This is a genomic window from Sinomonas sp. G460-2, from assembly GCF_047759905.1.
Lineage (GTDB): Bacteria > Actinomycetota > Actinomycetes > Actinomycetales > Micrococcaceae > Sinomonas.
Genome location: NZ_JBKZWT010000367.1, coordinates 1 through 3,293 on the forward strand (window position 1 = coordinate 1; position 3,293 = coordinate 3,293).

3 protein-coding genes are annotated in these 3,293 nt (G+C 68.3%); 2 read left to right on the top strand and 1 reads right to left on the bottom strand.

Annotated features, from left to right (window positions below; translation table 11 throughout):
* Nucleotides 1-173 precede the first annotated feature (173 nt).
* Nucleotides 174-914, top strand: a complete 741-nt coding sequence (locus ACLN58_RS19870) for an ABC transporter permease (protein ID WP_415856962.1) — start codon at nt 174-176, stop codon at nt 912-914.
* A 35-nt stretch (nt 915-949) separates the two neighbouring features.
* The gene (locus ACLN58_RS19875) at nt 950-1,879 is read left to right on the top strand and encodes a COX15/CtaA family protein (protein WP_415856963.1); all 930 of its coding nucleotides are present in this window, start codon (nt 950-952) and stop codon (nt 1,877-1,879) included.
* Between the two features lie 172 nt (nt 1,880-2,051).
* Here the strand turns inward: ACLN58_RS19875 and ACLN58_RS19880 are convergent, their stop codons facing one another.
* The gene (locus tag ACLN58_RS19880) at nt 2,052-2,990 is read right to left on the bottom strand and encodes a heme o synthase (protein WP_415856964.1); all 939 of its coding nucleotides are present in this window, start codon (nt 2,988-2,990) and stop codon (nt 2,052-2,054) included.
* Nucleotides 2,991-3,293 lie beyond the last annotated feature (303 nt).

The following is a 3,293-nucleotide window of genomic DNA, read 5'->3' on the forward strand; positions in this document are numbered from 1 at the left end:
ATCGACGGCGAGCTCACCACAGCTCACCTCGCGGCCCTCGCCCAATGGCTCGATGCCCGCGGCATCATGCCCACGTCGCTCGAACTCGGCAGCCGAAGCCTCGAGGACGTCTTCCTCGGCATCGCCGAGGCGTCGGCGCAGCAGGCTGTATCGGGCACAGGGAAGGAGACCGCGTGAACGCCGCAACCCTCGCCCACCGGGTCTGGCAGCAGGGCCGGTACGAGACGATCGCGATGCTGCGCAACGGAGAGCAGCTCGTCCTCATGCTCGTCCTGCCGCTCATCGCGCTCATCGGACTCACCGTCACGCCGTTCCTCGACGGCCTCGGTGCAAGCCGGATCGACGTCGCTGCGCCGGGCGTGCTCGCGCTCTGCACCATGTCTGTCGGGTTCACGGGCCAGGGCATCGCGACGGGCTTCGACCGCCGCTACGGTGTGCTGCGCTTCCTCTCGACGACGCCGCTCGGCCGCGGGGGGCTCATCGCGGGCAAGGTCATCGCGGTGCTCGTGGTGTTCGCGGTGCAGGTCGTGGTCATCGGCGGGGTCGCCGTGCTCCTCGGCTGGCAGCCCCCAGTGGGCGGTGCCCTCCTCGGGCTCCTCCTCCTCGCGGTTGGCGCCGCAGTCTTCACGTCCCTCGGGCTGCTCATCGCCGGCACGGCCCGCCCGGAGGCGACCCTCGCCGTTACGAACCTCGTGTGGATCCTGTTCGGCGTGTTCGGCGGAATCGCCATGCCGAGCAGCAGGCTTCCCGCACAGATCGCCGGGATCGTGGGCTACCTGCCCTCGGGCGCCCTCGGCGACGCCGCGCGGGCAGCCTTCCTCCACGGAGCGCTCGACCTCCCAGCCGCGATCGCGCTCCTCGTCTGGGGCGCCGCCGCGGGCGTGGCCGCCGTCCGCTGGTTCAAGTGGAACTGACCGCACCGACCCCTGACTCTGGAGAAGAACTGACCATGTCACAGACCGCCGTCCGCCGCTTCGTGGGCTGGCTGCCCACTCAGGTCGACGCGCGCGTGCGCGTGCTCGCGGCCGCGTCCCTCATCGGGCAGATCGTCCTCATTGTGACGGGCGGCGCCGTGCGGCTCACCTCCTCCGGTCTGGGCTGCCCCACGTGGCCGCGCTGTACCGCCAGTTCACTCACGACCACCCCGGAAATGGGCTATCACGGCGTCATCGAGTTCGGGAACCGCCTCCTGACGTTCGTGCTCGCCGCCGTCGCGTTCGCAATGGTCGTGGCGCTCTGGAGACTCCGGAAGGAGCGGCGCGATCTGTTCTGGCTCGCGATCGCGCTGCTTGCGAGCATCCCGGCGCAGGCCGTCATCGGGGGCGTCTCAGTGCTCACCAACCTCAATCCGTGGGTTGTCGCGCTCCACTTCCTCGTCTCGATGGCGCTCGTCGTCTTCGCGATGCTGCTCGTCAACCGGGCGTACGGCCGGACTGGGCGTCACATGGCGAACGCGCTGCCTGCGCTCCCCAGCTCGATGCGGCCGGTCACGATCGCGACCGCCGCGGCCGTTGCGCTGGCGGTTGTCCTCGGGGTCGTCGTCACGGGCGCGGGCCCGCACGCGGGCGATGCGAACGCGCCCCGCAACGGGCTCGACTGGGACCTGGTCTCACACATCCACGCCGTGCCCGCCTACCTCGTAACCTTTGGGGCGCTGTTCGCGCTTGTCGTCGTGTTCTCGCGTCGCATCCATGGGCCGTTCCGGTCTGCGGTCATCGGGCTCCTCGTCCTCACGATCGTGCAGGCCGCCGTCGGCATCACCCAGTACTACACGGGCATCCCCGCGCCACTGGTTGGCCTTCACATGTTCGTCGCCGCGCTGCTCATGGCGACGGCGGTCAATGCCGCCGATCTAGCCCGCTGGAGCCCGAAGGCCTAAACGCCAGTCCTCCCAGCGTCTCGAGTCCACCACCCAGCCCCAACAGCGTCTCGGGTCCAGATACCAACGACGACCGGTGCCTTTCACACGGAAAGGCGCCGGCCGTCGTCATACGCTGTGAGGATTCCCGCACCCGGGCGGTTTCTGTACCCGAGACGAATAAAGAGCGGGGTCAGCCGACCAACGGGCTGCCCACGAAGGGGTCGACGGCGAGGGCCAGGAACAGGATCGTGAGGTAGCTGATCGAGCCGTGGAAGACCTTCATGGCCTTCTTGTCCTCGAGATCCTCGCGCTGCGCCCGGCCGTAGAGCGCGTGCGACTCCCACAGGAACCACGCGCCGCTCGCCACCGCAGCAATCGTGTAGACCCAGCCCGCGCGGCCGAGCGGCACCAGCAGGAGCGAGCAGATCACCATGGCCCACGCGTACAGGACCACCTGCACCGAGACGATCTTGGCCCCCGCCACCGCGCCGAGCATGGGCACGTGGGCGTTGCGGTAGTCCTCGCCGTAGCGCATCGAAAGCGGCCAATAGTGCGGCGGCGTCCAGAGGAAGATCACCATGAAGAGGACGACGGCGGGCCACGCCACGGTGCCCGTCACGGCCGCCCACGCGATGAGCACCGGGAAGCAGCCCGCGGCACCGCCCCACACGATGTTCTGCGCCGTGCGGCGCTTGAGGACGAGCGTGTAGACGACCACGTAGAAGAAGATCGCTGCGGCACCGAGAACCGACGAGAGAGGGTTCGCGCCAAACCAGAGAATTGCGAGCGACGCGATGCCCAAGATCCACGCGAACGCGAGCGCCTCGCGCGGGGTCACCTCGCCGGTCACCAGCGGGCGGTTCACCGTTCGGCGCATGAGCCGGTCGATGTCCCGATCAATGTAGCAGTTGAACGCGCCGGCGCTTCCGGCCGCGAAGGCGCCGCCGATGAGCGTCGCGGCGATGAGCCCGAGGGACGGGAATCCGCGCTGCGCGTAGATCATGGTCGGGAGGGTGCTCACGAGGAGCAGTTCGATGACGCGGGGCTTCGTGAGGGCCACGTACGCTTTGACCTTGCGAACGATCTTCGAGCCGGTCGGGCGGGACGGGGCGTGGGCGTCTGTACTCACGGGTGCGCGACTCTTTTCTTCTTCCTGGTGAGCCTCCATCATACCCGCGAGCGTGTCGCCCACGTTTCGAGGCCTTCACTTCGGCGCGGATGTCCGGTGATTCACATTCAGCCCAATTTCTGGCAAACCGCTGACCCCTGTGGAGCCGCGTGCGTAGTATGTGAGCTGGTTGTCCCGATACCGCAACGCGTGGGATACACAAAGAAGACGTTTCAATGGTGAACGGCCGGCTGGCATCCGTGGGCCCACCATGACGGGCTCCCGACGCCGTGCCGCCGTCAGCGATGGAGAGGGGCTCGTTTA